The 25,317-nt window shown below is 46.5% G+C and carries 30 protein-coding genes; 28 read left to right on the top strand and 2 right to left on the bottom strand.

The genetic code is table 11. The features are described 5' to 3' along the window. The first annotated feature begins 627 nt into the window (after positions 1-627). The 24 genes from rpmH (at position 628) to FBQ74_RS17070 (ending at position 21,084) form a co-directional block, all read left to right on the top strand. A complete protein-coding gene (gene rpmH / locus FBQ74_RS17185) occupies positions 628-762 on the top strand; it encodes a 50S ribosomal protein L34 (protein ID WP_014290886.1) in 135 nt (44 codons plus the stop codon). Between the two features lie 21 nt (positions 763-783). Continuing rightward, positions 784-1,140 (top strand): ribonuclease P protein component, encoded by a 357-nt coding sequence (gene rnpA, locus FBQ74_RS17180; protein WP_139757831.1) that lies wholly within the window; start codon positions 784-786, stop codon positions 1,138-1,140. Beyond that, positions 1,107-1,376: a membrane protein insertion efficiency factor YidD gene (gene yidD, locus FBQ74_RS17175; RefSeq protein WP_139757830.1), complete on the top strand. Its 270-nt coding sequence runs from the start codon at positions 1,107-1,109 to the stop codon at positions 1,374-1,376. Before rnpA ends, yidD begins: the two co-directional genes overlap by 34 nt. A gap of 10 nt (positions 1,377-1,386) precedes the next feature. Further along, positions 1,387-3,048, top strand: a complete 1,662-nt coding sequence (gene yidC, locus FBQ74_RS17170) for a membrane protein insertase YidC (RefSeq protein ID WP_139757829.1) — start codon at positions 1,387-1,389, stop codon at positions 3,046-3,048. A 54-nt stretch (positions 3,049-3,102) separates the two neighbouring features. Beyond that, positions 3,103-3,585: a YajQ family cyclic di-GMP-binding protein gene (locus FBQ74_RS17165; RefSeq protein WP_139757828.1), complete on the top strand. Its 483-nt coding sequence runs from the start codon at positions 3,103-3,105 to the stop codon at positions 3,583-3,585. A 2-nt stretch (positions 3,586-3,587) separates the two neighbouring features. Continuing rightward, complete coding sequence (gene mnmE / locus FBQ74_RS17160) at positions 3,588-4,982, top strand: tRNA uridine-5-carboxymethylaminomethyl(34) synthesis GTPase MnmE (RefSeq protein WP_139757827.1); 1,395 nt, start codon at positions 3,588-3,590, stop codon at positions 4,980-4,982. Positions 4,983-5,117: 135 nt separating this feature from the next. Then, a complete protein-coding gene (gene mioC / locus FBQ74_RS17155) occupies positions 5,118-5,555 on the top strand; it encodes an FMN-binding protein MioC (RefSeq protein ID WP_139757826.1) in 438 nt (145 codons plus the stop codon). Positions 5,556-5,558: 3 nt separating this feature from the next. Beyond that, positions 5,559-6,221: a DnaT-like ssDNA-binding domain-containing protein gene (locus FBQ74_RS17150; protein ID WP_139757825.1), complete on the top strand. Its 663-nt coding sequence runs from the start codon at positions 5,559-5,561 to the stop codon at positions 6,219-6,221. A 2-nt stretch (positions 6,222-6,223) separates the two neighbouring features. Continuing rightward, entirely contained in the window at positions 6,224-7,048 is an 825-nt protein-coding gene (locus FBQ74_RS17145; RefSeq protein WP_139757824.1) for an ATP-binding protein, read from the top strand. A 66-nt stretch (positions 7,049-7,114) separates the two neighbouring features. Beyond that, positions 7,115-7,882, top strand: a complete 768-nt coding sequence (locus tag FBQ74_RS17140; RefSeq protein ID WP_168190703.1) for a DUF4097 family beta strand repeat-containing protein — start codon at positions 7,115-7,117, stop codon at positions 7,880-7,882. A gap of 497 nt (positions 7,883-8,379) precedes the next feature. Further along, a complete protein-coding gene (gene mnmG, locus FBQ74_RS17135) occupies positions 8,380-10,281 on the top strand; it encodes a tRNA uridine-5-carboxymethylaminomethyl(34) synthesis enzyme MnmG (RefSeq protein ID WP_139757822.1) in 1,902 nt (633 codons plus the stop codon). Between the two features lie 32 nt (positions 10,282-10,313). Beyond that, entirely contained in the window at positions 10,314-10,922 is a 609-nt protein-coding gene (gene rsmG / locus FBQ74_RS17130; RefSeq protein WP_215906439.1) for a 16S rRNA (guanine(527)-N(7))-methyltransferase RsmG, read from the top strand. A gap of 11 nt (positions 10,923-10,933) precedes the next feature. Further along, on the top strand, positions 10,934-11,728 hold the full coding sequence (locus FBQ74_RS17125) for a ParA family protein (protein ID WP_139757820.1): 795 nt from the start codon (positions 10,934-10,936) through the stop codon (positions 11,726-11,728). 49 nt (positions 11,729-11,777) lie between these two features. After that, complete coding sequence (locus tag FBQ74_RS17120) at positions 11,778-12,662, top strand: ParB/RepB/Spo0J family partition protein (RefSeq protein ID WP_139757819.1); 885 nt, start codon at positions 11,778-11,780, stop codon at positions 12,660-12,662. Between the two features lie 195 nt (positions 12,663-12,857). Further along, positions 12,858-13,241, top strand: coding sequence for an ATP synthase subunit I (locus tag FBQ74_RS17115; RefSeq protein ID WP_139757818.1), 384 nt, complete (start codon positions 12,858-12,860; stop codon positions 13,239-13,241). A gap of 77 nt (positions 13,242-13,318) precedes the next feature. Continuing rightward, positions 13,319-14,179 carry a F0F1 ATP synthase subunit A gene (gene atpB, locus FBQ74_RS17110; RefSeq protein ID WP_139757817.1) on the top strand — a complete coding sequence of 287 codons (861 nt, stop codon included), beginning with the start codon at positions 13,319-13,321 and terminating at the stop codon, positions 14,177-14,179. A gap of 87 nt (positions 14,180-14,266) precedes the next feature. Beyond that, positions 14,267-14,488: a F0F1 ATP synthase subunit C gene (gene atpE / locus FBQ74_RS17105; RefSeq protein ID WP_012520222.1), complete on the top strand. Its 222-nt coding sequence runs from the start codon at positions 14,267-14,269 to the stop codon at positions 14,486-14,488. A 48-nt stretch (positions 14,489-14,536) separates the two neighbouring features. Further along, positions 14,537-15,007 (top strand): F0F1 ATP synthase subunit B, encoded by a 471-nt coding sequence (gene atpF, locus FBQ74_RS17100; RefSeq protein ID WP_139757816.1) that lies wholly within the window; start codon positions 14,537-14,539, stop codon positions 15,005-15,007. A 15-nt stretch (positions 15,008-15,022) separates the two neighbouring features. Further along, positions 15,023-15,556 (top strand): F0F1 ATP synthase subunit delta, encoded by a 534-nt coding sequence (gene atpH / locus FBQ74_RS17095; RefSeq protein ID WP_139757815.1) that lies wholly within the window; start codon positions 15,023-15,025, stop codon positions 15,554-15,556. 13 nt (positions 15,557-15,569) lie between these two features. Continuing rightward, on the top strand, positions 15,570-17,111 hold the full coding sequence (gene atpA, locus FBQ74_RS17090; protein WP_139757814.1) for a F0F1 ATP synthase subunit alpha: 1,542 nt from the start codon (positions 15,570-15,572) through the stop codon (positions 17,109-17,111). A 53-nt stretch (positions 17,112-17,164) separates the two neighbouring features. Further along, complete coding sequence (gene atpG / locus FBQ74_RS17085) at positions 17,165-18,025, top strand: F0F1 ATP synthase subunit gamma (protein ID WP_139757813.1); 861 nt, start codon at positions 17,165-17,167, stop codon at positions 18,023-18,025. Between the two features lie 33 nt (positions 18,026-18,058). Continuing rightward, positions 18,059-19,444 carry a F0F1 ATP synthase subunit beta gene (gene atpD / locus FBQ74_RS17080; protein ID WP_139757812.1) on the top strand — a complete coding sequence of 462 codons (1,386 nt, stop codon included), beginning with the start codon at positions 18,059-18,061 and terminating at the stop codon, positions 19,442-19,444. Between the two features lie 64 nt (positions 19,445-19,508). Then, positions 19,509-19,925 carry a F0F1 ATP synthase subunit epsilon gene (locus FBQ74_RS17075; RefSeq protein WP_139757811.1) on the top strand — a complete coding sequence of 139 codons (417 nt, stop codon included), beginning with the start codon at positions 19,509-19,511 and terminating at the stop codon, positions 19,923-19,925. A gap of 316 nt (positions 19,926-20,241) precedes the next feature. Further along, positions 20,242-21,084 carry a hypothetical protein gene (locus tag FBQ74_RS17070; RefSeq protein WP_168190702.1) on the top strand — a complete coding sequence of 281 codons (843 nt, stop codon included), beginning with the start codon at positions 20,242-20,244 and terminating at the stop codon, positions 21,082-21,084. Positions 21,085-21,088: 4 nt separating this feature from the next. Here the strand turns inward: FBQ74_RS17070 and FBQ74_RS17065 are convergent, their stop codons facing one another. After that, positions 21,089-21,661: a tRNA-uridine aminocarboxypropyltransferase gene (locus tag FBQ74_RS17065; RefSeq protein WP_139757809.1), complete on the bottom strand. Its 573-nt coding sequence runs from the start codon at positions 21,659-21,661 to the stop codon at positions 21,089-21,091. Between the two features lie 40 nt (positions 21,662-21,701). On the opposite strand from FBQ74_RS17065, the gene FBQ74_RS17060 reads away from it, so the two are divergent. From FBQ74_RS17060 to FBQ74_RS17050, 3 genes are all read left to right on the top strand, one after another. Beyond that, complete coding sequence (locus tag FBQ74_RS17060; protein WP_139757808.1) at positions 21,702-22,040, top strand: MGMT family protein; 339 nt, start codon at positions 21,702-21,704, stop codon at positions 22,038-22,040. 52 nt (positions 22,041-22,092) lie between these two features. Next, a complete protein-coding gene (locus FBQ74_RS17055; RefSeq protein ID WP_139757807.1) occupies positions 22,093-23,268 on the top strand; it encodes an HD-GYP domain-containing protein in 1,176 nt (391 codons plus the stop codon). A gap of 180 nt (positions 23,269-23,448) precedes the next feature. Further along, positions 23,449-24,090 (top strand): OmpA family protein, encoded by a 642-nt coding sequence (locus tag FBQ74_RS17050; protein WP_139757806.1) that lies wholly within the window; start codon positions 23,449-23,451, stop codon positions 24,088-24,090. Between the two features lie 79 nt (positions 24,091-24,169). Here FBQ74_RS17050 and FBQ74_RS17045 read toward each other — a convergent pair whose 3' ends face one another. Next, complete coding sequence (locus tag FBQ74_RS17045; protein ID WP_232371949.1) at positions 24,170-24,637, bottom strand: nuclear transport factor 2 family protein; 468 nt, start codon at positions 24,635-24,637, stop codon at positions 24,170-24,172. Between the two features lie 89 nt (positions 24,638-24,726). Between FBQ74_RS17045 and FBQ74_RS17040 the strand changes: the two genes are divergently transcribed. Continuing rightward, positions 24,727-25,287, top strand: a complete 561-nt coding sequence (locus tag FBQ74_RS17040) for a DUF1439 domain-containing protein (protein ID WP_139757805.1) — start codon at positions 24,727-24,729, stop codon at positions 25,285-25,287. The last annotated feature ends 30 nt before the right edge of the window (positions 25,288-25,317 follow it).

Genomic DNA, 25,317 nt, shown 5'->3' with positions numbered 1-25,317 from the left:
GTATAAATAGCTCCGATAGTCGCTACGACACCAACAATGCTATATATGCCATCGAAAAAAGGCCTGGGGGATTTTCAGGCGAGAGTCGACATAATCATTAGATGATGAGCAGGAAAATTTATTATTTGATCTTATCGTTGTGGATTATCTGATCTTACTAACAGAAAGTAAACGATCATCCGCAAAGATCCTCACGATCAATAATGTAAATAATTGAAAAATAGTATCTATTTAGTTTATCTATATAAACATCGATCTCGATAACAATCACCCCTGTACAGGTGATCAGGGGTGATCTTCACGTGCTTTTTATACGTTTTCACACACGTCAGTAACAGGCACCTGTGGATAATTTTTAGCAAAATTTGGTTTTATTCACAGAAATAACCTGCTAATAACTTCCAGATACCAGTGCTTTCATAAAACTGAACAAAAAATAGCTAAAAGTCAGTGGCTATTCATGCATTATCCATTGACAGAAGGCCGCGAGATCTCTAGAATTCGGCATCCTTTTGGGTAGGCAGTGTTAGTTACCTAACAGCATCAATAGAAAGTTAGTTTTTAAACTTTTGAGAATGCGTTATTTCAATACCGCCTGTGTTTAACTAGATAAGTGAGACTTTGGTCATGAAAAGAACATTTCAACCGAGCAACTTAAAGCGCAAGCGTTCACACGGTTTTCGTGCTCGTATGGCGACTAAAAATGGTCGTAAAGTACTAGCAGCTCGCCGTGCTAAAGGTCGCGCTCGCCTTTCTGCTTAATTAAAGTAGTAATACTCCAAAGTGGGTGAAAATAATTTTTCCAGGGAGTTACGCCTGTTAACTCCCTCCCACTTTACCTATGTGTTTAACGACGCTACACCAGCTGTATCCCCTGCCTTTACACTTTTAGCACGCCATAATGAGTTAGGCCGTCCGCGCCTGGGTATCACGTTAGCTAAAAAACGTATTCGTAAAGCCCATGACCGAAACCGGTTAAAAAGACTTATTCGCGAAAGTTTTCGTCATCGCACTGGCACGCTTCCGGACATTGATATTGTCATTGTGGGAAAGTCGGGCGCTAATAAGCTGACAAATGAAGAAGTGTTTGCCATGTTAGACAAGCAATGGAAAAAATTAGTAAAGCGCTGCGCAAAATAAGTATTTTGCTTCCCCTGCTACTGATAAAGTTTTATCAGTGGTGCATCTCGCCGATGTTAGGACAACGCTGTCGATTTCATCCTACTTGTTCGTTTTATGCCATTGAAGCATTAAAAACGCATGGTTTATTAATTGGTGGTTGGTTATCGATTAAACGCATTATAAAATGCCACCCTTTGCATCCGGGTGGATACGATCCAGTACCCAGTAAACACGATACTAAACACTCAAAATAAAGAGACCTATATGGAATCGCAACGTAGTTTTCTGTTAATTGGCCTGGCTTTGGTCAGTTTTCTGCTGTGGCAACAATGGCAGGAAGATTATGGCCCAAAGCCGGTGGAGCCAGTTCAGTCTGAACAATCCTCGCAAATGCAGGATGATGGTGTGCCTTCGGCGCAAAATGCACAACTTGATGATATGCCTTCAGGTGATGCTGATGTTCCAGGTGCAGTAGCCCAGGACTCCACTAATAACGAACGTGTTATCCGGGTACTTACTGACGCGCTGGATGTAAAAATTGATCTGCGTGGTGGTGATGTTATCTCTGCTGACCTTCCTGATTTTCCGGTAAAACAAGGCTCAGAAGAACCATACAGTCTGTTGCGTCCGTCAAACGGTCTTTATATTGCGCAAAGTGGGCTGGTCGGTCGTAATGGCCCGGATAGCAGTCGTGATGGTCGTCCCCGCTATACCGCACCACAGTCCGATTATGTGATGCAATCTGAGACGCTTGAAATTCCATTAACGTGGCAGAGTGAAGACGGCGTCACCGTCACTAAAACCTTTGTTTTTACTCAGAACTCGCACACTGTTGATGTTAATTACACCATCAATAACCAATCAGGTAATGCCGTTAGCCTGCAGCAATTTGCTCAGTTAAAACAGACGACTCAGGCGCCTGAAGGCGGCAATATGTTCATGCCGACCTATCGAGGTGCAGCATACGGTTCAGAAGAAGATCGCTACGAAAAGTACGACTTTGGTGATATTGAAGACGAAAACCTGAACCTGACCAGCAAAGGCGGTTGGGTTGGTATGCTTGAGCACTACTTTGTATCAGCCTGGGTCCCTCAACAGGACGATAATATTGCACTGTATTCAAAATTATCTGCTAACCAATACGCCATTATTGGCTTTAAAGGCCAGCCGGTTTCGGTAAATGCAGGTGATAGTGCAACAATCAGCGCCAAGCTTTATATGGGTCCTAAAGATCAGGAAACATTGTTGGATTTGGCGAAAGGACTGGACCTTACCGTGGACTACGGCTTCTTATGGTGGATTTCACAGCCACTGTTTGGTCTGCTTAAACTGCTTCACAGCCTGGTCGGTAACTGGGGTGTGGCAATTATTCTGATTACTGTCATTGTTAAAGGGATTATGTATCCCCTGACGAAGAAACAATACGAATCAATGGCTCGCCTGCGTAATCTGGCGCCTAAAATGCAGCAGTTAAAAGACCGTTATGGCGAAGACAGACAAAAAATGTCTCAGGCTATGATGGAGCTTTATAAGAAGGAAAAGGTGAATCCGATGGGTGGCTGTCTGCCGCTGTTATTGCAGATGCCTATCTTCCTTGCGCTATACTGGGTATTACTGGAAAGCGTTGAATTACGTCATGCTGACTTCTTCCTGTGGATCACTGATTTGTCAGTTAAAGACCCGTACTTTGTGTTGCCTATACTTACCGGTGCCAGCATGTGGTTACTGCAAAAGCTGCAGCCAACAACCGTTACAGACCCTATGCAGCAAAAGATTATGCAGTTTATGCCTGTGGCTATGAGCGTATTCTTCCTATGGTTCCCCGCCGGTCTGGTTCTGTACTGGTTTATCAGTAACGTAATCACCCTTATCCAGGCGAAGTTGATTTACGCTTCTATGGAAAAAAGAGGCATCAAGACCCGTTAAACGTTATATCAGCCCGCCTTATGCGGGCTGATTTGTCATTGAGGAGATAATACTGTGCCATCATTTGATGTTGTTTCAGAAATCAATATGGAAGAGGTGCGTAATGCCACCGAAAATGCCAACCGGGAACTTTCTACCCGTTTCGATTTTCGTGGCGTTGAAGCAAGCTTCGAATATAAAGATAAGACAGTCCTGATGACTGCTCAGGCTGAATTTCAGCTTCAGCAGATGGAATCTATGTTCAGAGGTGCTTGCGCCAAACGAAACATCGATACCTCAGCAATGGATGTGAAGCCCATGGACCAGCATGGCAAAACCTGCCGTCAGACGATAGCCTTTAAACAGGGCATCGAGCAGCCTGTGGCGAAGAAAATTGTTAAGCTGATAAAAGACTCAAAAATCAAAGTACAGGCAGCCATTCAGGGTGACCAACTACGCGTTACCGGTAAAAAGCGCGATGACCTGCAACAGGCGATGGCTTTGATTAAAGCCGAAGATTTCGGACAACCCTTCCAGTTCAACAACTTTCGCGATTAATTATGCATTCAGCACATAGTCCATCCAATACTGAAACTATCGTTGCCCAGGCTACAGCCGCGGGTCGCGGTGGTGTGGGTATTGTCCGCGTGTCCGGCCCTAAAGCCGAAGCAGTGGCCAGGCAAATGGTGCCTGTAGCGCTTACGCCGCGTACGGCTACCTATACCACGTTCACTGATCATCATGGTGAGATTATAGACCAGGGAATCGCACTCTTGTTTCGCGGTCCCAATTCCTTTACTGGCGAAGATGTGCTCGAACTACAGGGGCACGGTGGTCAGGTAGTGATGGACATGCTGATTGATGCAGTACTAAACGTTGAAGGAACGCGTTTGGCGCGACCCGGAGAATTTAGTGAACAGGCGTTCATGAATGATAAGCTCGATTTAGCGCAGGCAGAGGCGATTGCTGATTTAATTGATGCCAGCTCTAAACAAGCAGCCCGCGGCGCTCTGCGCTCATTACAGGGCGAATTCTCTACTGCCATTTCACAGCTGTCCGACCAGGTTATTCACCTGCGCATGTATGTCGAAGCCGCCATCGACTTTCCTGACGAGGAAATCGACTTTTTGTCAGACGGTAAAGTTGCCGGGGATCTCGCAGCAATAATAGCATCTTTGGCGAAGGTCAAGGCCGATGCGCGTCAGGGTTCATTACTTCGCGAAGGTATGCAGGTTGTTATTGCTGGGCGTCCTAACGCGGGTAAATCCAGCTTGCTAAACTCACTGGCTGGCCGCGACAGCGCTATTGTCACCGATGTTGCCGGTACCACGCGGGATATACTTAAAGAACATATTCATATAGATGGTATGCCGGTACATATTATCGATACTGCAGGGTTAAGAGAGAGCGCAGATAAGGTTGAGCAAATCGGTATAGATCGCGCCTGGCAGGCGATTGAGCAGGCCGATCGGGTGTTATTTGTGGTCGACAGTACCCGAACCTCGATTATTGATCCCTATGAGATCTGGCCGGATTTTATGGCTCGCCTTCCAGCAGGTATTCCCACCACAGTGGTACGCAATAAAGCCGACTTATCTGACGAACAAATCGCCACCAACAGTGTCACAACTGCACATGGTGATGTCACTGTTATCGGCTTATCGGCCCAGACCGGCGAAGGTATTGCGCTGTTGCGTGAGCACCTGGCGCAGACTATGGGTCTGGATACGACATCAGAAGGTCAGTTTATCGCACGGCGCCGGCACCTCGATGCGCTTGATAAAGCACAGCAACACATTGACAACGGCCACTACCAGTTAGAAGAAAATATGGCTGGCGAACTACTGGCAGAGGAGCTGCGTCTTGCTCACCAGGCCCTGACTGAGATAACCGGGGAATTTACCTCGGACGATTTATTAGGAAAGATATTTTCATCTTTCTGTATCGGTAAATAGCCAGCGTCTCAGGTGGTTCTCAAAGACTAATTGGTTTTTGCAGGAGTCAGTCTTCGTGATATTTTGTAGTCTGAGTAGCCGGATAGTAACGCTGGCTACCCGCCCTTTCTAACTTGTATATGAGTAAATTCGTGTATGTCTAAACACCTGTCTATTATTGTAGGCTCCATGCTCGGAGCGGCCGAATATGTTGCCGATGCACTTGATGAGGTAGCAAAACGTGCCGGCTATACTACCAGTATTCATCTGGAACCTGACCTGAATGATCTGTCAGTTGACGCTACCTGGCTTGTCTGCACGTCCACCCATGGTGCAGGAGACTTACCTGATAATATTCAGCCTTTCGCCACGCAGCTCAAAGAAGCGGACCTTAATCAGGTAAAAACCTACATTATCGGCTTGGGTGACAGCAGCTATGACACCTATTGTTATGGCGCTATAGAAATGGAGAGAGTGCTTTTACAATCCGGAGCATCGCTTATCCATCCGCCCTTGCATATAGATGTTCTCAACCACCCTATTCCTGAAGATAAGGCTGTAGAGTGGTTTGAAGATGTTCTGGCGGACCAGTAACCAGTGTTTACACAGGCAGAGTACCACGCACTGTGCAGCGGGCTGAGCAATGATGCCCGGGTACTTTACTGTCTGGGTGTCAGACCTACTGCGAATCTGGCCACAACAACCAGTGATCCCCTCAATTATAAGTTTTTGCTCGCACTGCTAAATGCGGACCACCAAGAGGACAAACCATTCACACGCGGCAGGCAAATAAACAGTTTGCTGCGTCAGCTTGAGCAGGCCGGTCTCATTGCCCTGCCCCAGCATTTAAGTTTTGATCAAACCCTTAATGGCCAGACCGTGCTGTTACCGCTGTGCAACGAAGCGCAGGATGATTTTGCCCATCTTCATCGTCAGCATCAGCCTATGAAGCCTTCCTGGCAGCCTGATAAGGCCTTATTTGAACAGATGGCGAGTTTACTAGGGCTAATTGATAAGTCATTTGATAGTGATGATGTGGGTGAGTTTATCGCGTACTGGCTGGGGCGCCCGTCAGCTGTTTTCAGTCACTTTCAGTGGACGCAGAAATTCGCTTACGCTATGCGCTATAAACGTCTGGCAGCGGGAGGCACACCGAAAAGTCGTGTCGGCAATCAACAGGTGCCAGTTGCAGCGGGTATTGAAGCAGACGATAATGCCCGTAAACTGGTAGAGAAATATCACGCCCACAAGAAGTCCTGATTATGGAATCAATAAAAGATCGTATTAACAATCTCGCCCGTGCGATGGGAAAGCCCGATGTACAGGAAAGCGAGTACGTTGATTACAAAACGCTGCGAAAGCAATATGAGCAGCAGGCCAATGATGAGATCAGGCAGCTCCAGATGCGGTCAAAGAAGGACCGGATCGCCGCTATTCATGGCCGCTCCGATCTGAATCCTAATTGGACATTCGCTAATCTGGTTGAGGACAGCGACGATGTGATTGAGGCAGTAAGTATTGCTCAATCATTTATTGCTGCACATGATGATCCCTCCTGGCGTGAATCAGGGTCTCATATGATGTTGTTTTACGGTGATTATGGTCGTGGCAAATCACATATCGCCGGGGCCATGGCCCATCAGCTTATCGAACAGTACGAAATAAGTGTACTGTATCGTCAGCTGTCGACATTGCTGGAAATGCGGTATTTTTCCTACGATTACAGTGCCAAAGACAACATTGGACAAAAATTTCGTGAAGCCCATCAGGAACTGCTGGAAGTAGACTTATTAATCCTGGATGAGGTATGTGTTAACGAAACCGTACTTAAAAAGAATACCCAAAGCTGGTTAGGCAATCTTCTTCGACAGCGTCTGGTGAATAAGAAAAACTGTATTCTTATTACCAACCATAATCTGGCTGAACTGGAGCATGCTATCGGACGCTACTGCTTTGAAAGTATCCGCGAATATGACACATACCGGGTGCGTTTTTCAGGGCCAAGCAGACGCAAAGGTATCGCTGCAGATGAAGCAGAGCCATCAAGTGCCTCATCATCACGTTATCAGCCCAATCAGGTACGATAAATTTTTTAAACCTTTTTATTCTTTTTTGCGACATAGTGTTTACCCCACTAAAAAATGGAAAACACTATGTCAAAACGCCTCTCATTTTGTACCGCTCTTGGTATTTCACTACTCAGCACTCAGGTGCTGGCTGAACAAATAACAAAATCTTTTAACGTTTCGCCTGACGGCACCCTGACTTTGCGTACAGATGCAGGCTCAATTGAAATCAATACGCATTCGTCAGATACCGTCGAGGTCGATGTGGATATCGACCAACGCAATGACGGCGACTTTACCGTAAACTTCGAGCAGGATGATGATGGCGTATCCATTGATGGCGAGCGCGAAGGAGAGTGGTATGGTGGCTCTCTGCGCGTACGCTACGCTATTACCCTGCCGGAACAATATAATGTTGATGTCGATACTGCAGGTGGCGCGATTTCTATCGAGTCGCTAATCGGACAGGTCGAAGCCCGCACATCAGGCGGACGTATTACCGTGTCTGACGTAGTCGGTGATATCGATATAAAAACCTCTGGCGGTGCATTAGATATCAGTGATGTGAAGGGAAATATCGATGGGCATACATCAGGTGGCGGTATTGATCTGAGGCTTTCAGAACAACCAGATGAAGACGTCAGTTTGCGTACTTCAGGCGGCTCAATTAATGCGATGTTTCCTGAAACGATAAAAATTGATCTTGAAGCCAGCACCAGCGGAGGCAGAGTTAAAAGTGAATGGCCGGTAGAAGGCTCGGTATCCAAACGCGAAATTGAAGGAAAAATTAACGGCGGCGGACCTCAGGTTGATCTGAAAACATCGGGCGGTTCGATCCATGTGGAAAAGATCTAGTAAATCTTGCTGATCACTCTCTAGCCCGTTAATAGCGGGCTTTTTTTGATCATTATCCCGATCTATTCGACAACTTATCCCCATGTCGATCACAATTTGATCACGGTTGTGGATATGATCCCCAAGACCACTGTGTATAAGCTTTGATCACAGTAGGAACAAAATTTCTGAAGATTGCACATGTGGATAAATAGGGGGTTTATACACAAGATCAGACCCCGGTTATGATCGATCTCATACAAGTGTTATTAATGACATAAGATCCTGTGATCTAAGGGAAATGATCGCTTATCAACAGATCAGGCCGATCCTAATAGTAGTAAAAATAAATAAGATCTTAAAAGATCATATAATATATAAGCCTCGCCCTTTCTGACTTTCCACGTATTCGTGTGGAAAATTTAACCGTTTTCATTAGGCGTTAAGTCAGCTAAAATACGCGCCCTTTTTCTGGAAGGCCTAGATCATTCGAATCTTTTGCATCTGTGAGGTTTATCATGTTTTATCAGCAAGAATTTGACGTCATTGTAGTTGGTGGCGGTCATGCAGGCACCGAAGCTGCTATGGCATCAGCCCGCATGGGGGCCAATACATTGTTGCTGACTCACAATATCGAAACCATTGGGCAAATGTCCTGTAATCCTGCGATCGGCGGTATCGGCAAGGGACACCTGGTTAAAGAGATCGATGCATTAGGTGGTGCCATGGGTCTCGCCACCGATCAAGCTGGTATTCAGTTCAGAACCTTGAATTCCAGCAAAGGACCCGCTGTACGCGCAACCCGGGCACAGGCTGATCGGACCTTATATCGTCAGGCGATCAGAAAAATGGTCGAAGAGCAGCCAAACCTCACGCTTTTTCAGCAAAGTTGTGATGATCTAATCGTTGAAAATGATCAGGTAACCGGTGTGGTAACCCAGATGGGTCTTAAGTTTAAGGCAAAATCTGTCGTTCTGACTGTCGGTACGTTTTTAGGCGGCACGATCCATATTGGTCTTGAAAATTATCGCGGCGGCAGAGCCGGCGATCCTCCTTCCGTAGCGTTGGCTGAACGCCTGCGAGCGTTGCCTTTCAGAGTTGACCGTTTGAAAACAGGAACACCTGCGCGTCTTGATGCCCGCAGTCTGGATTTTTCTAAAATGCAGGCTCAGCCTGGCGATGATCCGGTTCCTATGGTTTCTTTCATGGGCAACCGTGCTATGCACCCTAAGCAGATCCCGTGCTATATCACGCACACCAATGAGCGTACCCATGAAATTATCCGTGGTGGGTTGGATCGGTCACCAATGTTTACCGGTGTCATTGAGGGTGTTGGTCCGCGTTACTGTCCCAGCATCGAGGACAAAATAACGCGCTTTGCCGACAAATCTTCACATCAGATTTTTGTTGAGCCTGAGGGGCTTAACAGTATGGAAGTGTATCCAAACGGCATTTCCACTAGTCTGCCCTTTGACATTCAGATGGAGCTGGTTCGCTCTATCAATGGTTTTGAAAACGCGCATATCGTTCGTCCGGGCTATGCCATCGAATATGACTTCTTTGATCCTCGCGACCTGAAGCAAACGCTTGAGACCAAATACATCAAAGGTCTGTTTTTTGCTGGCCAGATAAATGGCACAACAGGTTACGAAGAAGCCGGTGCTCAGGGACTTGTGGCTGGTGCCAATGCTGCACTACAAGTCAAACAGAAAGATCCGTTGGTTCTGCGTCGTGATCAGGCGTACATGGGCGTATTGATTGATGATCTGGCGACAATGGGCACCAAAGAACCCTACCGCATGTTCACCAGCCGGGCTGAATATCGACTTCTACTGCGTGAAGACAATGCGGATATGCGTTTGACCGCTTTAGGTCGTGAGATCGGATTAGTCGATGATGCGCGCTGGGCGTCTTTCAATCACAAGATGGAAGCGGTTGAAAAAGAACAGCAGCGTCTTCGTGGCCAATGGATCCACCCGGAGCATAGTGCTGCGGCATCCCTCAACGAGATCCTTAAAAACCCGGTAAGCCGTGAACATTCTTTGGAAGAACTGATTCGCCGCCCTGAAATGACGTATCGCAAACTTATGCAAATCGATGAGTTAGGTCCGGGGATTGATGATCCTATTGCCGCAGAGCAGGTGGAGATACAAATCAAATACGCCGGTTATATCGCCCGTCAGATGGATGAGATAGCCAAAGCTCAGCGACATGAAAATACGTTGTTGCCAGATGACTTCGATTACAGCAAAATCTCCGGCCTTTCAAACGAGGTGGTAGCTAAGCTAACCGAAGCGCGGCCAGAGACGATTGGTAAAGCATCAAGAATTTCCGGTATTACACCGGCCGCAATTTCGTTGCTTCTGGTTTACCTCAAAAAGCATGGTTTATTACGTAAACAGGAGCGTATCAGCGCGTGAGTAGTCAAGTAGACACTGAAAAACTGGTTGGCATGCTTTCAGCCGGCATTCAGACAATGGGATTGATGGTCACACAAGAACAGCAGCAAAAGCTGGTGGCCTATGTCGCACTGATGCATAAATGGAACAAGGCCTATAACCTCACATCAGTCCGTGATCCTGAACAAATGGTCGTAAAACATCTGCTTGATTCACTAAGTGTGATGCCCCACATTACCGCACATAACGTTATTGATGTGGGCACCGGTCCTGGTTTACCCGGAATGCCGCTGGCCATAGTTTTGCCTGAAACCCGTTTTACACTGCTCGACAGTCTGGGTAAACGTGTGCGCTTTATGAAACAATGCGTGCACGAACTTAAGCTGGATAATGTAGAATGCGTGCATGATCGGGTGGAAGCACACACAGAGAATGCGCCTTATGATATTGTATTAAGTCGCGCGTTTGCCTCATTAAAAGATATGTTGCACTGGTGCGAGCATCTGGTAGATTCAAATGGCAAATACCTTGCGCTAAAAGGCCAGTTCCCTCAGAGCGAAATTGATGAAGTAAGTAATCACTTTAGCGTTGAGTCTGTACTGACCCTTGAAGTGCCGGATCTTGTCGGCGAGCGTCATTTGGTGACAATTCACAAAGCATAACAGGATTAAGTGTGGCAAAGGTTATCGCAATTGCGAATCAGAAAGGCGGCGTGGGTAAAACAACCACCGCTGTAAATGTGGCGGCCTCCATGGCAGCGACTAAGCGTAAAGTGCTGCTTATTGATTTGGATCCGCAGGGTAACGCCACAATGGGCAGTGGCCTGGACAAATACGATGTGCCCGCGACTTGCTTCGAGTTGCTTATTGAAGAAAAGCCGGTAGAAGAGGTCGTGGTCAAAGATACCTCGGGCAAGTACGACATTATTCCTGCCAATGGCGATGTAACCGCTGCAGAAATCAAGCTGATGGAAATGTTTGCTCGTGAGGTTCGGCTACGAAACTCGCTTAAGCCGGTCATGGATTATTATGATTTCGTTTTTATTGATTGCCCGCCTTCCCTCAATCAATTAACGGTAAATGCGCTAGCCGCAGCAGATTCTGTACTGGTGCCGATGCAGTGCGAATATTATGCATTGGAAGGCTTAACTGCATTGATGGATACTATTTCCAAGCTGGCCTCGGTAGTTAATCCGGACCTGAAAATAGAAGGCGTTTTACGCACCATGTATGACCCGCGTAATCGCCTGGCCAATGATGTCTCCGAACAGTTAAAACGGCATTTTGGTGAGCAGGTTTATCGCACAGTGATTCCCCGCAATGTACGTCTTGCAGAAGCACCTAGCTTTGGTACACCTGCAATGTACTATGACAAATCGTCAACGGGTGCCAAAGCGTACCTGGCGCTGGCCGGAGAAATACTACGCCGTCGCGATAAAGCCGGGATGCAGGCTGCCAAGGCCAGTTGATTTAATGTTGCTTTTTAAAAGCAGTATTTTGTGAGTTATTGAGGAAACTATGTCAGCGAAAAAAAGAGGACTTGGGCGAGGACTGGATGCCCTGTTGGCGACGAGTCAGTCTTCAGCACAAAAACAACAGGAACAAGCATCATCAGACCTGACACCGGTTGAATCTGAATTAAGCAAATTGCCTATCGAATATCTCAAGCCAGGGAAATATCAGCCGCGTAAAGATATGTCGCCTGATGCACTGGAAGAACTGGCGTCCTCAATTCGCTCTCAAGGTGTCATCCAGCCTATTGTTGTCCGCCAAACGGATAAGAACAGTTACGAAATTATCGCCGGTGAGCGAAGATGGCGTGCGGCGCAAATGGCCCAACTTGATAATGTGCCGTGTCTGATCAAGGACGTGCCCGATGAAGCCGCTGTTGCAATTGCGCTAATTGAGAATATTCAGCGCGAGGACTTAAATGCAATGGAAGAGGCGCAGGCGCTGAATCGCCTGATGAAAGAGTTTGAACTCACTCATGCTGAAGTGGCTGAAGCTGTTGGTAAGTCGCGTACATCGGTGACAAATCTGCTCAGACTTAATAATCTCAACGATGATGTAAAGCTTTTGCTGGAACACGGTGACATCGAAATGGGACATGCCCGCGCCCTGCTAGCCCTGGAGGGTGAGCAACAAACAGAAGCCGCTCAGATAGTTTCGGGTAAAGCTCTGACGGTACGAGATACCGAAAAACTGGTACGTAAATACCTTGAGCCCGCCGCGCCGAAGCCTGAAAAGAAAATTGACCCGGATGTTCAGAATCTGATGAACCGACTATCTGAAAATTTGGGTACCGCAGTCAATATTGACCACAATGCAAAAGGTAAAGGGAAAATTACAATAAGTTTCAGTGATTTGGAACAACTTGACGGAATTTTGTCGAAAATCCACTAGTCACCGCTGACGAAGAATGTTTAATTAGCTGTTTGGAAAGTGAACAGAACGTTTCGTGGTCAAAATGCACCGTAACGAAATACAGACAGAAAATTTTCATAAGCACTTACAAAACGCGATGTGCTGTTGAAAAATATCGTTAAAACAGTATACTTCTGACGCTTTTTGGTTGAGCAGAAGTAAAAGAGAAACGCCGTGCGAAGCGACCTGGCCCGAGAGGGCAAAAATCTGGCCAGAAAAGCGCTAGTTGCACAACTTCTGGTATCAACAGTTTTGGTAATGGCGGTCTGGCTGACGATGGGGTCGCATCAGGCCATTTCAGTGGCGATGGGGTCGCTGATAAGCATTCTTCCAAACAGTATTTTCGCCGTATTTGCGTTTAGGTACGCCGGGGCCCGCCAAAATCAGCAGGTTGCCCGCAGTTTTAGCCAGGGTGCAAAGATTAAACTGGCTATAAGTTTTATTTTATTTGTTATTGCATTTAAAGGGTTACACGTTGACCCGCTCGCGTTAATCGGCGGATTTGCAATAGCAACAGTCAGCTATTGGCTGGCTCTGCTTCAGCAGCACAAACAATAAATAAAAAGTTGCCGGCCTACTAAACAGAGGTCATGAAGCGTTAAACCGATTTTACACTTTCAACTTTGGGTTAAAACATGGCATCTGAGCAAACAACACAAGAGTATATTCTCCACCACTTGACCAATGCCACCATGTGTATGACAGACGATGGTCTGCAGACAAACTATGGTAAGGGACTGGAAGAGGCAAACACTGCGTGTCAGGAAGCAGGCTTTTGGGTATGGAATATTGATACTCTGGGCTGGTCTATTCTGTTAGGCGTAGCGTTTTTATGGCTATTTCGCCGGGTAGCGAAAAAAGCCACCACGGGCGTACCGAGCAAAACACAGGCATTCGTTGAAATGGTTGTGGAATTTGTTAACGACAACGTGCGTGACTCATTTCATGGCAAAAACAATCTGATTGCACCGTTGGGTCTGACAATATTCGTCTGGGTTTTCCTGATGAACCTGATGGACCTTGTACCTGTTGACTTCCTGCCCTGGGTGGCTGGTCAAATCGGCGCGGCAGCTACCGGTGTTGATCCGCACCACGTTTACATGAAAGTGGTACCTACTACTGACCTTAACTTGCCACTGGCACTGGGTCTGGGTGTATTCGTACTGATTCTGTTCTATTCAATTAAAGTTAAAGGTATTGGCGGCTTTGCCAAAGAGCTGACTATGCAGCCTTTCAATCACTGGTCGATGATTCCGGTTAACTTCATCCTGGAAAGTGTTACGCTGCTGGCTCGCCCGTTCTCACTGGCGCTGCGGTTATTCGGTAACCTTTATGCCGGTGAGCTTATCTTTATTCTTATCGCGACTCTGGGCTTGTGGCAGTTGCCACTTCACTTCCCATGGGCTGTGTTCCACATTTTGGTTATCGTTCTTCAGGCCTTTATTTTCATGATGCTGACTATCGTGTATCTGAGCCTGGCGCACGAAGACCACTAACGAAGTACCGGTACCAGCAGGCTATAGTCGGCTGGTACCATCAAATTTAACTTTCAACTTTAAAATTAACTTAAATCGGAGACGTAAATGTTATACATCGCTGTTGCACTATTAATCGGTCTGGGTGCCCTGGGTACTGCTATTGGTTTCGGTCTGCTAGGTGGTAAATTCCTTGAATCTGCTGCTCGTCAACCTGAACTGGCCCCTCAACTGCAAGTTAAGATGTTCATCGTAGCGGGTCTTATCGACGCCATCGCGATGATTGGTGTTGGTATCGCTCTTTACCTTCTGTTCGCTGTTGGTGCTTAATTTTTTAAACTTACAGTCTATTAGCGAACATTATGAGGAGGAGCGGTTGTGAATATTAACGCCACTCTAATAGGTCAATTAATCGCGTTCATCGTCTTTGTGTGGTTCTGCATGAAGTACGTTTGGCCACCGTTGCTAAACGCGATTGAAGAACGTCAGAAGAAGATTGCCGATGGTCTTGAGGCTTCTGATCGTGCTGAGAAAGACCTTGAACTTGCACGGGAAAAAGCCACCGAGCAATTGAAAGAGGCGAAAGCGCAAGCAGCTGAAATTATCGAACAGGCCAAGAAGCGTGCTAATCAACTTGTTGATGAAGAGACGCAGAAGGGTCAGGCCGAACGCGAAAAAATTATCGCATCCGGTTATGCCGAAATTGAAGCTGAACGCAATCGTGCCAAAGAAGAATTACGCAAGCAGGTTGCTGCCCTGGCAGTTATCGGCGCTGAGCGCATTCTTCAACGTGAAATCGATGCTCAAGCACAAAACGACATTGTTGAAAAACTTGTCGCTGAGCTTTAACGAAGGAGATGAGCCATGTCTGAATTGACAACCGTTGCTCGTCCTTATGCTAAAGCGGCTTTCGATTTTGCGGTCGAGCACAACGCCGTGCCCAAATGGCATGAGATGTTGAACTTTGCCGGCCAGGTCGCTACTAATGCTGAAATGAACCAGTACCTTACCGGTGCGGTTGCAGCAGAGACCCTGGCTGACATGTTTATCAATATCTGTGGTGAACAACTCGATCAACATGGTCAGAACTTTGTAAAAGTTCTGGCAGAAAATGAACGTTTGCTTGCCTTACCTGAAATCAGTGAACTGTTTACTGCTTTTAAAGCGGAATATGACAAAGAGGTGGAAGTTGAACTGACTTCAGCCTCTGAGTTAGACGCTGAGCAACAGTCCAAGATTAAGGCAACATTAGAAGAACGTTTGGCACGTAAAGTGAAGCTTAATTGTAACGTGAATCCTGCCCTGCTCGCCGGTTTTGTTGTACAAGCCGGAGATACAGTTATCGACGGCTCAGTAAAAGCAAAACTGGAACGTCTGGCGGACACGTTGCAAGCATAACGGGGATAAGAGCATGCAACTTAATTCCACTGAAATTGCAGAACTGATCAAAAAGAGAATTGAACAGTTCAATGTAACCAGTGAAGCACGCAACGAAGGAACAATCGTTGCTGTAACTGACGGTATTATCCGTATCCATGGCCTTGCAGATGTCATGCAAGGTGAAATGATTGAGCTTCCTGGTGGTCGTTACGCGATTGCACTAAACCTTGAGCGAGACTCTGTTGGTGCGGTTGTAATGGGTCCTTATGCGGATCTGACAGAAGGCACAAAAGTACAATCATCTGGTCGTATTCTTGAAGTACCGGTTGGTAATGGTCTGCTGGGTCGTGTTGTAAACACGCTGGGTGAGCCTATCGACGGTAAGGGCGCGATTGATGCAGCAGGGTTTGAACCTGTTGAGAAAATTGCACCAGGTGTTATCGATCGTCAATCAGTCGATCAGCCTGTACAAACAGGTTATAAATCTGTTGACTCAATGATTCCGGTTGGTCGTGGTCAGCGTGAGCTAATCATCGGTGACCGTCAGACTGGTAAAACAGCGATGGCTGTTGATGCCATCATCAATCAGAAAGGCACAGGCATTAAGTGTGTGTACGTTGCAGTTGGTCAGAAAGCATCGACTATCTCAAACGTTGTACGCAAACTTGAAGAGCACGGCGCAATGGAACACACCATTGTCGTTGCTGCTTCTGCGTCAGAATCTGCTGCATTGCAGTACCTGGCACCTTACTCTGGTTGTACCATGGGTGAATACTTCCGTGACCGTGGTGAAGACGCGCTAATCGTATATGATGATTTGTCGAAGCAAGCTGTTGCTTATCGTCAGATTTCATTGCTGCTTAAGCGTCCTCCTGGTCGTGAAGCGTACCCGGGTGATGTTTTCTATCTTCACTCTCGCCTGCTTGAGCGTGCAGCACGTGTTAACGAGCACTATGTTGAGCGCTTCACTAACGGTGAAGTGAAAGGCAAAACTGGTTCACTAACCGCATTGCCTATCATCGAAACCCAGGCTGGTGACGTTTCTGCGTTCGTACCAACCAACGTAATCTCAATTACCGACGGTCAGATCTTCTTGGAAACTGACCTGTTTAATGCGGGTATCCGTCCTGCGGTTAACGCCGGTATTTCAGTATCACGTGTTGGTGGTTCAGCACAAACGAAAATCATCAAGAAGCTGGGTGGCGGTATTCGTCTTGCCCTTGCACAGTATCGTGAACTAGCGGCTTTCTCTCAGTTTGCCTCTGACCTTGACGATGCAACGCGTGAGCAGCTTGAGCACGGTGAACGTGTTACTGAGCTGATGAAACAGAAGCAATATACGCCACTGTCAATTGCTGACATGGGTGTTTCTTTGTTTGCTGTTGAAAAAGGCTTCCTGAAGGGCGTTGAGCAAAACAAGATTCTGGACTTCGAAGCATCACTGCATTCATACATGAACAGTGAGCACGCTGACCTGATGAAGACTATCAATGAATCTGGTAACTACAACGACGAGATTGCTGCCAAGTTAGATGAAGCTTTGAAGAAATTCAAAGAGACACAAACGTGGTAATCACGGGTGCTGACCGTATGGTCGGCACATTGTTGGGTTAACGGGAGATAGTCATGGCTAGCGGTAAAGAGATAAAAGGTAAGATTGGGAGTATTAAGAATACTCAAAAGATTACCAGTGCTATGGAAATGGTTGCGGCGTCTAAAATGAAAAAGGCGCAGGAACGTATGGCTACTGGCCGTCCATATGCACACAACATGCTTAAAGTGATTGGTCATATCGCAAATGGTAACCTGGAATACCGTCATCCTTACCTTGAGGAGCGCGAAGTAAAACGGGTTGGTTATATTGTGATCTCCACAGACCGCGGACTTTGCGGTGGCTTAAACTCGAACGAATTTAAGCGTGTTACCCAGGACGTCAAAGAATGGCGTGAAAAAGGGGTAGAGGTGGATTTTGCAGCCTTAGGTTCTAAGGCATGCGCCTTTTTCAATCGTTTCGGTGGTAAGTTGCTTGCTGCTGAATCCGGATTGGGCGACAAACCATCTGTGAGCGATGTTGTTGGTGTTGTTCGTGTAATGCTTAAAGCATTCGACGAAGGAAAGCTGGATAAGGTTTTTCTGGTTTTCAATGACTTCGTTAATACGATGACACAAACACCAGTGGTCAATCAGCTACTGCCTTTGCCAAAGTCAGAAGACGATGCATATCAGCACCGCTGGGACTACATCTACGAACCGGATCCAAAAGAAATATTGGAATCATTAATGGTTCGCTATGTTGAGTCTCAGGTATATCAGGGCGTTGTAGAAAACGCTGCGTCAGAACAAGCTGCCCGAATGGTAGCGATGAAAGCCGCAACAGATAATGCCGGCAATCTTATTGACGATCTGCAACTGGTATACAACAAAGCACGTCAGGCCGCAATCACACAAGAAATCAGTGAGATTGTGAGCGGCGCGGCAGCGGTGTAGGCAAAGGTTTATAAGAGATAACGAGGACAAATTATGAGTCAAGGTAAGGTCGTCCAAATCATCGGTGCCGTTGTGGATATTGAATTTCCACAAGATGCGGTTCCTGGTGTATACGACGCACTACGAGTTACCGAAGGTGACTTATCCGGGCTGACCCTGGAAGTGCAACAGCAATTAGGTGGTGGCATTGTTCGAGCAATCGCAATGGGTACTACTGATGGTCTTAAGCGTGGTCTGGCGGTAGAAAATACCAACGGTCCAATCATGGTACCAGTAGGTACTAAAACGCTTGGCCGTATCATGGACGTATTGGGTAATCCGATCGATGAAGCGGGCCCAATTGGTGAAGAAGAGCGCATGTCGATTCACCGCGCTGCACCAAGCTATGAAGAGCAGTCTAACAGCCTGGAAATTCTTGAAACGGGTATCAAGGTTATCGACCTTGTTTGTCCTTTCGCTAAGGGTGGTAAAGTTGGTCTGTTCGGTGGTGCCGGTGTTGGTAAAACCGTAAACATGATGGAGCTTATCCGTAACATCGCTATCGAGCACAGTGGTTACTCTGTATTTGCTGGTGTTGGTGAGCGTACGCGTGAGGGTAACGATTTCTATCACGAAATGAACGACTCAAACGTACTGGATAAAGTATCTCTGGTATACGGTCAGATGAACGAGCCACCGGGTAACCGTCTGCGTGTTGCTCTGACAGGTCTGACGATGGCAGAGAAATTCCGTGACGAAGGTCGTGACGTTCTGTTCTTCGTAGATAACATCTACCGTTACACGCTTGCAGGTACTGAGGTATCAGCACTGTTGGGTCGTATGCCTTCAGCGGTAGGTTATCAGCCTACACTGGCTGAGGAAATGGGTGTTCTACAGGAACGTATCACGTCTACTAAGACTGGCTCAATCACGTCTATCCAGGCGGTATACGTACCAGCCGATGACTTGACTGACCCGTCACCAGCAACCACGTTTGCTCACTTGGACGCTACGGTTGTATTGTCTCGTGACATCGCGTCACTGGGTATCTACCCTGCCGTTGATCCACTGGATTCTACATCACGTCAGCTTGACCCTCTGGTTATTGGTCAGGAGCATTATGATGTTGCGCGTCGTGTTCAAACAGTATTGCAGCGTTATAAAGAGCTGAAAGACATTATCGCGATTTTGGGTATGGACGAGCTGTCTGAAGAAGACAAGCTGGTTGTTACCCGTGCACGTAAGATTCAGCGCTTCTTGTCGCAGCCATTCTTCGTAGCAGAAGTATTCACTGGTGCTCCAGGTAAATATGTACCGCTTAAAGACACTATCAGTGGCTTTAAAGCTATCCTGGACGGTGAGTATGACGATCTGCCAGAGCAGGCCTTCTACATGGTTGGCTCAATTGAAGAAGCTGCAGAGAAAGCCAAGAAGGCGTAATTTTATAGGCGGTTGATAGCAACCGCCTGTTTGCTTACGTTGACTACCGACTTTGGAGGTTTAAATGGCAGCTATGACAGTTCATCTGGATGTAGTAAGCGCAGAAGAGCAGATTTTTTCTGGTCGCGTAGAAACCATACAGGTGACCGGCAGCGAAGGTGAACTGGGTATCCACCCGGGTCACGCGCCACTGATCACTGCAATTAAACCTGGTATGGTGCGTTTGGTTAAACAACACGGTGAAGAAGAAGTTATTTATGTTGCTGGTGGCGTACTGGAAGTACAGCCTGGCAATGTAACCGTGTTGGCAGACACGGCAGTTCGTGCAGAAGATTTGGACGAACAGGCCGCAGAAGAAGCAAAACGTCGTGCAGAAGAGCACATCGCCAATCCAGGCGCTGATTTTAACTACGCAGAAGCTGCGCAGGAACTGGCAGAAGCCATCGCGCAATTACGCTTGATTCAAAAGCTGCGTAAATAGTTTTCAGCAACATTAGTATTTAAAGCCCGGTTTCGACCGGGCTTTTTTATGCCTGGTCATAAATTATTAATGAAAAAGGATTAAATTAATTGTCAGTAAACGTACTAACGACGTAAACTTATCACCGCCAGACTATAAAAATAATAAGCTATCTACTGGATGACAGATAGCAAGACAACAGTGTTAAGGACTTTTAAGCAGTATATAAAAGCCCTTTATGAATATAACCATTTCTTATCCACAGCCGTCTAAAAGTCGTATTTGGCTTCCCCCTGCCTGCTATTTGCTGGCCGCTTTGAGTATTCAGGTTCTGATTATGTTGTTTCATAATCAAATATTCAGAGACAGCACTATGAATTTGGGAACGCTTCGCGATCCTGTAGTATTAATGCTCGCTACAAGCCTTTTGTGGATATCCTTACGCATAATTCTGCGCAGACAACACAGCTTTTTGATGCATCATCTTCTACATCAAAATAAGTTATGTGAGTTACGCTACTTTCGGCGAAAATCTGTAAACAGACTTCGAAATCAGCTTTTTATAGCAGCTATTGCCAGCTTTACCGTGCTTGTAGCCAATAATGAAAACGCCATGCTGGCACCTTACCCGAACGAAACCAGTTTCACAGTAATAACGTTCCTGTTATTGATGGTATCAGGTGTGTTTCTTTATCAGTGCGCAACATTGCCGTATTTTTTACGCAAACAATTTTTGCCGGTGAAGATAGATAATCCCGCAGCCTTAAAAACAAGCCATCAATTGCATCTAATCAGCCAGCTCATCATTTTACAGGTTAGTTTTTCATTGTGCCTGTGGCAGGTAGTCAGCGCGGCTATCCCAGCTCTTCGATGGGTAGCTTTGGCTTTTAGTGCACTGACACTTCTGATAGCTATTGCATTGATTTACCAAAGCGCTGTTGAGGTTAAACGAGCACGTATTTACTGCGAATCAGCATTGCAAAGCAATGCTCGTAAATTACATTTTTTGCGGAATAAAGGGCAGTACCCCGAACAGGCCCTGCAGTTAGCTATAAAGAAACTGTTGCAACAGCGCAGTGACTTAAAGGCCCATCGATTTAGTCTGACCACATCATTTCAGCGTTATTTGATTGCAGGTGCCTTTATCTTACTGACAGTGATATGGCTATTGGCTGGGTGACTGATTAGCGGCGATGATGAGCCGGTCCCTGCCAGCTGTTTTGCATAGCGGTTTGTAGTGCCAACAGTGGGTCGGAATCGAAGCCATAGCCGGTTTTTAATGAGTAGGCAACTGCTTCCAGAGTGGACAGACTTTTCGGCTGTGAGGTATGTCGAATTGTATAGTTGCTGTCTGGTGCATGGTTAAAGCACCACTGGGGCAGCGCTGAGAGCCACGGTAATTGCGAATACAAAGCAAAAGCCTGTCGCCAGGAGCCATCAATAAATACAAGCGTCTTTGGCACGTTAGAAGTAAATGCAGCACTTTCTATAGGCTGACTTTTTTCGCCCGGATAAATCAGGGCGCTGCTCTGAACATCTACTTTACTTTCGACATGTGAGAAATCCTCCCTCGTTTTGCCTGCTGCTACCGTTGCATTGCTTAGCCCCAGTGTAATCAACCGGGCGGTATTCTTCGCATGGCCGACTTCACGATGATGCTGTAGTATTAAAACGCTTGCGGGGGCTTCTCTGCTATCAATATGAGCACATAAGCAGGTTGTCTGAGGATACCCACATGTTTTGCAATAAACTCGCATTGCTTTTTGTATGCCTGATATAGATAAGGTTATCTGAATTATGCCTCAGTGCGCTGGCCACCAGCAAATCTACCACGTCGTTTCGCTCATTCCTTCAGGCTGCGTCGCATCGTATGGCCAGGTGGCTGACCTGGCTGGATTACCCGGGCGAGCAAGGCTCGTTGGCCGGCTGCTGAAAACAACACCTTCAAGTCTCAGCTTGCCCTGGCATCGTGTGGTCAAATCCGATGGTCGGATAGCCGTAGATGGTAATAGTGCAGTTACGCAAAAAGACGCCTTATTGGCTGAAGGTGTCGTAGTCACAGGCAACAAGGTGAATATGCAGCGCTTTCGGTGGCAACCTTCACTACATTTAATGTTACACGAATTGTCGGGATGAAGAAGTTAGGCTACTCTGTGAAAAGTAATTTTCAGTCTGAATTTTGTAGTAGATGAGTCAGTCAGTCGTTAAAACTATCTCAATTGATGAGCTTCGACCCGGTATGGTAGTCAGACAGATTACTGAGCAAAACGGGTCTGTTAAAGTCACTTCCAGTGGACGTGTATCCTCCCAGGACATTATTACAGCGTTAAAAAAGAAAGGCGTTAAAAAGCTTCAGGTCGAATTTCCCCGAGAATCAACAGTCTTGCCCAAGAGTAAGTCATCGAAAGATCAAAATACGGCTAAAACCACGTTTGCCGCTGAAATTGTTACCGCAGAAAAATTACACCGTAAAGGGAAGGATATACAGAAGGTTTTGCTGGATGCGGTGGGTAAAGGTCTCTCATTCGATGCGCAAATACCACGGGAGTTTTCCCAGCAGCTGGTGGCATCGATAGACAGAAACCCGGATGCGCTGCTATGTCTGACTAAGATAAAAGAAAAGGACGATTATCTCTTAGAGCACTCCCTGAATGTCGCGATTATACTGGCTAACTTTGCTCGTTTCGTCGGCTTAGAAAATGACGCTGTACAGGAGCTGGCGCACGCGGGCTTTTTGCATGATTTGGGAAAAATTCAGATAGCGGATGATATTTTGCATAAGCCCGGAAGGCTGACAGATGCAGAAATGGAAGAAATGAAAAAGCATGTCACTTATGGAGTTGAAGCCTTAGCGTCGTCTTCTATCGCCCCTGATCTAATTAATATTGTTAGCGAGCACCACGAACGTCTAGACGGGCTGGGCTATCCCGTAGGTAAAAAAGCCGATGAAATTTCGCGGTATGGACGCATGCTTGCTATAGCTGATATGTATGACGCACTTACCGCTGACCGCTGCTATAAAGCAGGTATGTCATCGCAAAAAGCAATCAAAATACTGCTCGGTGAAGCTCCCGAACGCCTTGATAAAGCGCTACTAGACCAGTTTATAAAGTGTATGGGGGTTTTCCCTGTAGGCAGCCTGGTAAAGCTCAGCAATCAAAAGCTTGCGATGGTACTTAAACAAAATGACTCGTTAGCGAAACCGGTAGTAAAAGTGTTTTATTCACTGGGTGGCAACCACTTTCTGGAGCCCAGAGATATCGATCTGTCTACCGACACCCGTTTTCAAATCGAAAATGCGGTGGTAGCCAGTGATTACGATATTGATTTCAATACTTTTTTCCATCGCATGGTAAAGGTGTAGCTATTTTCCTACGCATTAACTGATTAACTTCTTCTTTTCGTTCAATTTCAATTCATCTTGGCATGGTATTGTTGATGATACGCAGGTTTAAGGGTTGGAACAGCTCTTGCAATCTTTAGTCATTACAATGCATTACGTTGTTAGTAATGTAATAAATTCACCGTGAATAACGAGGATGTTATGAAGAAAACACTTATTGCAGGCGTAGTTGCCGCAGCTGTTAGCCTGGCTGGATGTGCCAGTAATCCGTCGAACACTCAAAAAGGCGCAGCAATAGGTGCTGTGGCCGGGGCGCTACTGGGTAAAGCGACAGGCGATAATGACAAAAGTCGTTACGCATGGGGTGCTGCAGTAGGCGCTATTGCAGGCGGTGCTATCGGTAACTACATGGACCGTCAGGAAGAAGAGCTTCGCAAAGAGTTATCCGATACAGGCGTACAGGTGGTAAGAGATGGTGATAACCTTAATCTGATTATGCCTGGAGACATTACATTTGCTACCGACAGTGCAGCTATTAATTCTCAGTTCAATCCTGTCCTGAATGACGTTGCCAAGGTAATCAATGAATATGAAAAGACAGTATTGATGATTAGAGGCCATACCGATGACACAGGCTCAGAGCAATACAACCAGTCCTTGTCTGAACGTCGGGCAATGTCAGTTAAAAACTTGCTGACCTCATTCAATGTCAATCCTAAACGGATCACTACCGTAGGTATGGGCGAGTATCAACCAAAAGTGGCAAATACCAGCGCATCGAACCGACAGCAAAATCGTCGGGTTGAGCTTCAAATTCAGCCGCTCACACAGGACAATACCTAAGTAATTTCGGGCGCCTAAGGCGCCCTTTTCATATCCTTGAAATACAACTTCTTTCAACATCGCGCTAAATCCGCGCCTGTTAGTTATCCATGGCCTTTATCGTCGAGGTAACGTCCCTGGCAATAGCATTCGGTATGGGTATAGTCAGGTGATATTGTGCGATTTTCCACTGATCTTCAGATTTTACTAATACACCCGTCCCTCGCGTTGTGCCATATGTCTCGCTATGTAGCATTTCCACAAACCACGCAGTTTGGGCTGACTTTGCAACTGTAATTTGTCGCTCGACAGGTGTATAGGTCCACCCCTTGCCCGATGAAAACACGGGGCTGGCATACTGCTTAAAATCTTCTAACGTCCATGTTTCTGAAGCATCAGTGCCGATAAATACCGCATCTTCGTTATAAAGTGAAAAGTAAGCTTTCATATTGGCGTTAGCAGCATAACGGTGCAAATCATCCAACACAGTACCTATTTCAGCTTTGTCACTGGCGTGGACGCTTCCAATCTGTAAAAGTAGCAAAACCATTGCGATTCGTAACAGCACGTTTGTTTCCTTATGATCGTATTACAGGTAGCTTTCGTTATTCGTACCATAGCAGACTATTGCCATCGCCACCTGAACGGAGTAACTGAATGAAAAATATTGTTGGAATGCTAGGTATCTTATTAATGCTGTCAGGTTGTGCGGCTATTAATGACTTATCAAGCTACAGTATTAGCGAAAATGAACTGAAATCGTCACTGGACGATCATGTTTCAAAGCTCAAAAGGGAAGTTTCTCTGGCCGGAATACCGCTGGAGCTGAATGTTTCAGAAATGGATATTCAGGTAGGTCCTGACAACAGGCAGGTAGTAATGCTACAAACCAAAGCAACGGCGACCGTTAAAGCCTTCGGGTTTACGTATCCTGCCGACGTGAATTTACAGATTGAAGGCCAGCCGTTTTACGATGCAGAGAAGAAAGCCATTTTTGTACGCTCTTTACGATTGCTGGACAGCACGATAGAGGCTAATGGTTATCGGGGAAACCTCGCGCCGGTAAGTGATAAATTTATGTCTTTGTTTAACGGTTACCTCGCCACACACCCTGTGTATGAACTTGATACCCGTAGCACACTAATGAATATGGCGGCGAGCATGCCGCTGACACTTGCTATTGAACCGGGCAAACTGGTTATCAGACAGCAACAGTAAAACTTAAATGGCGGCAGGGAAGCCGCCTGA

It is taken from the genome of Salinimonas iocasae (genome assembly GCF_006228385.1).
In the GTDB taxonomy this organism is placed as follows: domain Bacteria; phylum Pseudomonadota; class Gammaproteobacteria; order Enterobacterales; family Alteromonadaceae; genus Alteromonas; species Alteromonas iocasae.
Note: the sequence above shows the minus strand (reverse complement) of the source record. Positions and strands in the feature narration are given on the sequence as shown.

What these genes read in the sequence shown, in the direction of transcription:
- rpmH (WP_014290886.1), top strand. Translation starts at nt 628, where the DNA reads ATGAAAAGAACATTTCAACCGAGCAACTTAAAGCGCAAGCGTTCACAC.
- yidD (WP_139757830.1), top strand. Translation starts at nt 1,107, where the DNA reads ATGGAAAAAATTAGTAAAGCGCTGCGCAAAATAAGTATTTTGCTTCCC.
- yidC (WP_139757829.1), top strand. Translation starts at nt 1,387, where the DNA reads ATGGAATCGCAACGTAGTTTTCTGTTAATTGGCCTGGCTTTGGTCAGT.
- mnmE (WP_139757827.1), top strand. Translation starts at nt 3,588, where the DNA reads ATGCATTCAGCACATAGTCCATCCAATACTGAAACTATCGTTGCCCAG.
- mioC (WP_139757826.1), top strand. Translation starts at nt 5,118, where the DNA reads ATGTCTAAACACCTGTCTATTATTGTAGGCTCCATGCTCGGAGCGGCC.
- FBQ74_RS17145 (WP_139757824.1), top strand. Translation starts at nt 6,224, where the DNA reads ATGGAATCAATAAAAGATCGTATTAACAATCTCGCCCGTGCGATGGGA.
- FBQ74_RS17140 (WP_168190703.1), top strand. Translation starts at nt 7,115, where the DNA reads ATGTCAAAACGCCTCTCATTTTGTACCGCTCTTGGTATTTCACTACTC.
- mnmG (WP_139757822.1), top strand. Translation starts at nt 8,380, where the DNA reads ATGTTTTATCAGCAAGAATTTGACGTCATTGTAGTTGGTGGCGGTCAT.
- rsmG (WP_215906439.1), top strand. Translation starts at nt 10,314, where the DNA reads ATGCTTTCAGCCGGCATTCAGACAATGGGATTGATGGTCACACAAGAA.
- FBQ74_RS17120 (WP_139757819.1), top strand. Translation starts at nt 11,778, where the DNA reads ATGTCAGCGAAAAAAAGAGGACTTGGGCGAGGACTGGATGCCCTGTTG.
- atpB (WP_139757817.1), top strand. Translation starts at nt 13,319, where the DNA reads ATGGCATCTGAGCAAACAACACAAGAGTATATTCTCCACCACTTGACC.
- atpE (WP_012520222.1), top strand. Translation starts at nt 14,267, where the DNA reads ATGTTATACATCGCTGTTGCACTATTAATCGGTCTGGGTGCCCTGGGT.
- atpH (WP_139757815.1), top strand. Translation starts at nt 15,023, where the DNA reads ATGTCTGAATTGACAACCGTTGCTCGTCCTTATGCTAAAGCGGCTTTC.
- atpA (WP_139757814.1), top strand. Translation starts at nt 15,570, where the DNA reads ATGCAACTTAATTCCACTGAAATTGCAGAACTGATCAAAAAGAGAATT.
- atpG (WP_139757813.1), top strand. Translation starts at nt 17,165, where the DNA reads ATGGCTAGCGGTAAAGAGATAAAAGGTAAGATTGGGAGTATTAAGAAT.
- atpD (WP_139757812.1), top strand. Translation starts at nt 18,059, where the DNA reads ATGAGTCAAGGTAAGGTCGTCCAAATCATCGGTGCCGTTGTGGATATT.
- FBQ74_RS17075 (WP_139757811.1), top strand. Translation starts at nt 19,509, where the DNA reads ATGGCAGCTATGACAGTTCATCTGGATGTAGTAAGCGCAGAAGAGCAG.
- FBQ74_RS17070 (WP_168190702.1), top strand. Translation starts at nt 20,242, where the DNA reads ATGTTGTTTCATAATCAAATATTCAGAGACAGCACTATGAATTTGGGA.
- FBQ74_RS17065 (WP_139757809.1), bottom strand. Translation starts at nt 21,661, where the DNA reads ATGCGAGTTTATTGCAAAACATGTGGGTATCCTCAGACAACCTGCTTA.
- FBQ74_RS17060 (WP_139757808.1), top strand. Translation starts at nt 21,702, where the DNA reads ATGCCTCAGTGCGCTGGCCACCAGCAAATCTACCACGTCGTTTCGCTC.
- FBQ74_RS17055 (WP_139757807.1), top strand. Translation starts at nt 22,093, where the DNA reads ATGAGTCAGTCAGTCGTTAAAACTATCTCAATTGATGAGCTTCGACCC.
- FBQ74_RS17050 (WP_139757806.1), top strand. Translation starts at nt 23,449, where the DNA reads ATGAAGAAAACACTTATTGCAGGCGTAGTTGCCGCAGCTGTTAGCCTG.
- FBQ74_RS17040 (WP_139757805.1), top strand. Translation starts at nt 24,727, where the DNA reads ATGAAAAATATTGTTGGAATGCTAGGTATCTTATTAATGCTGTCAGGT.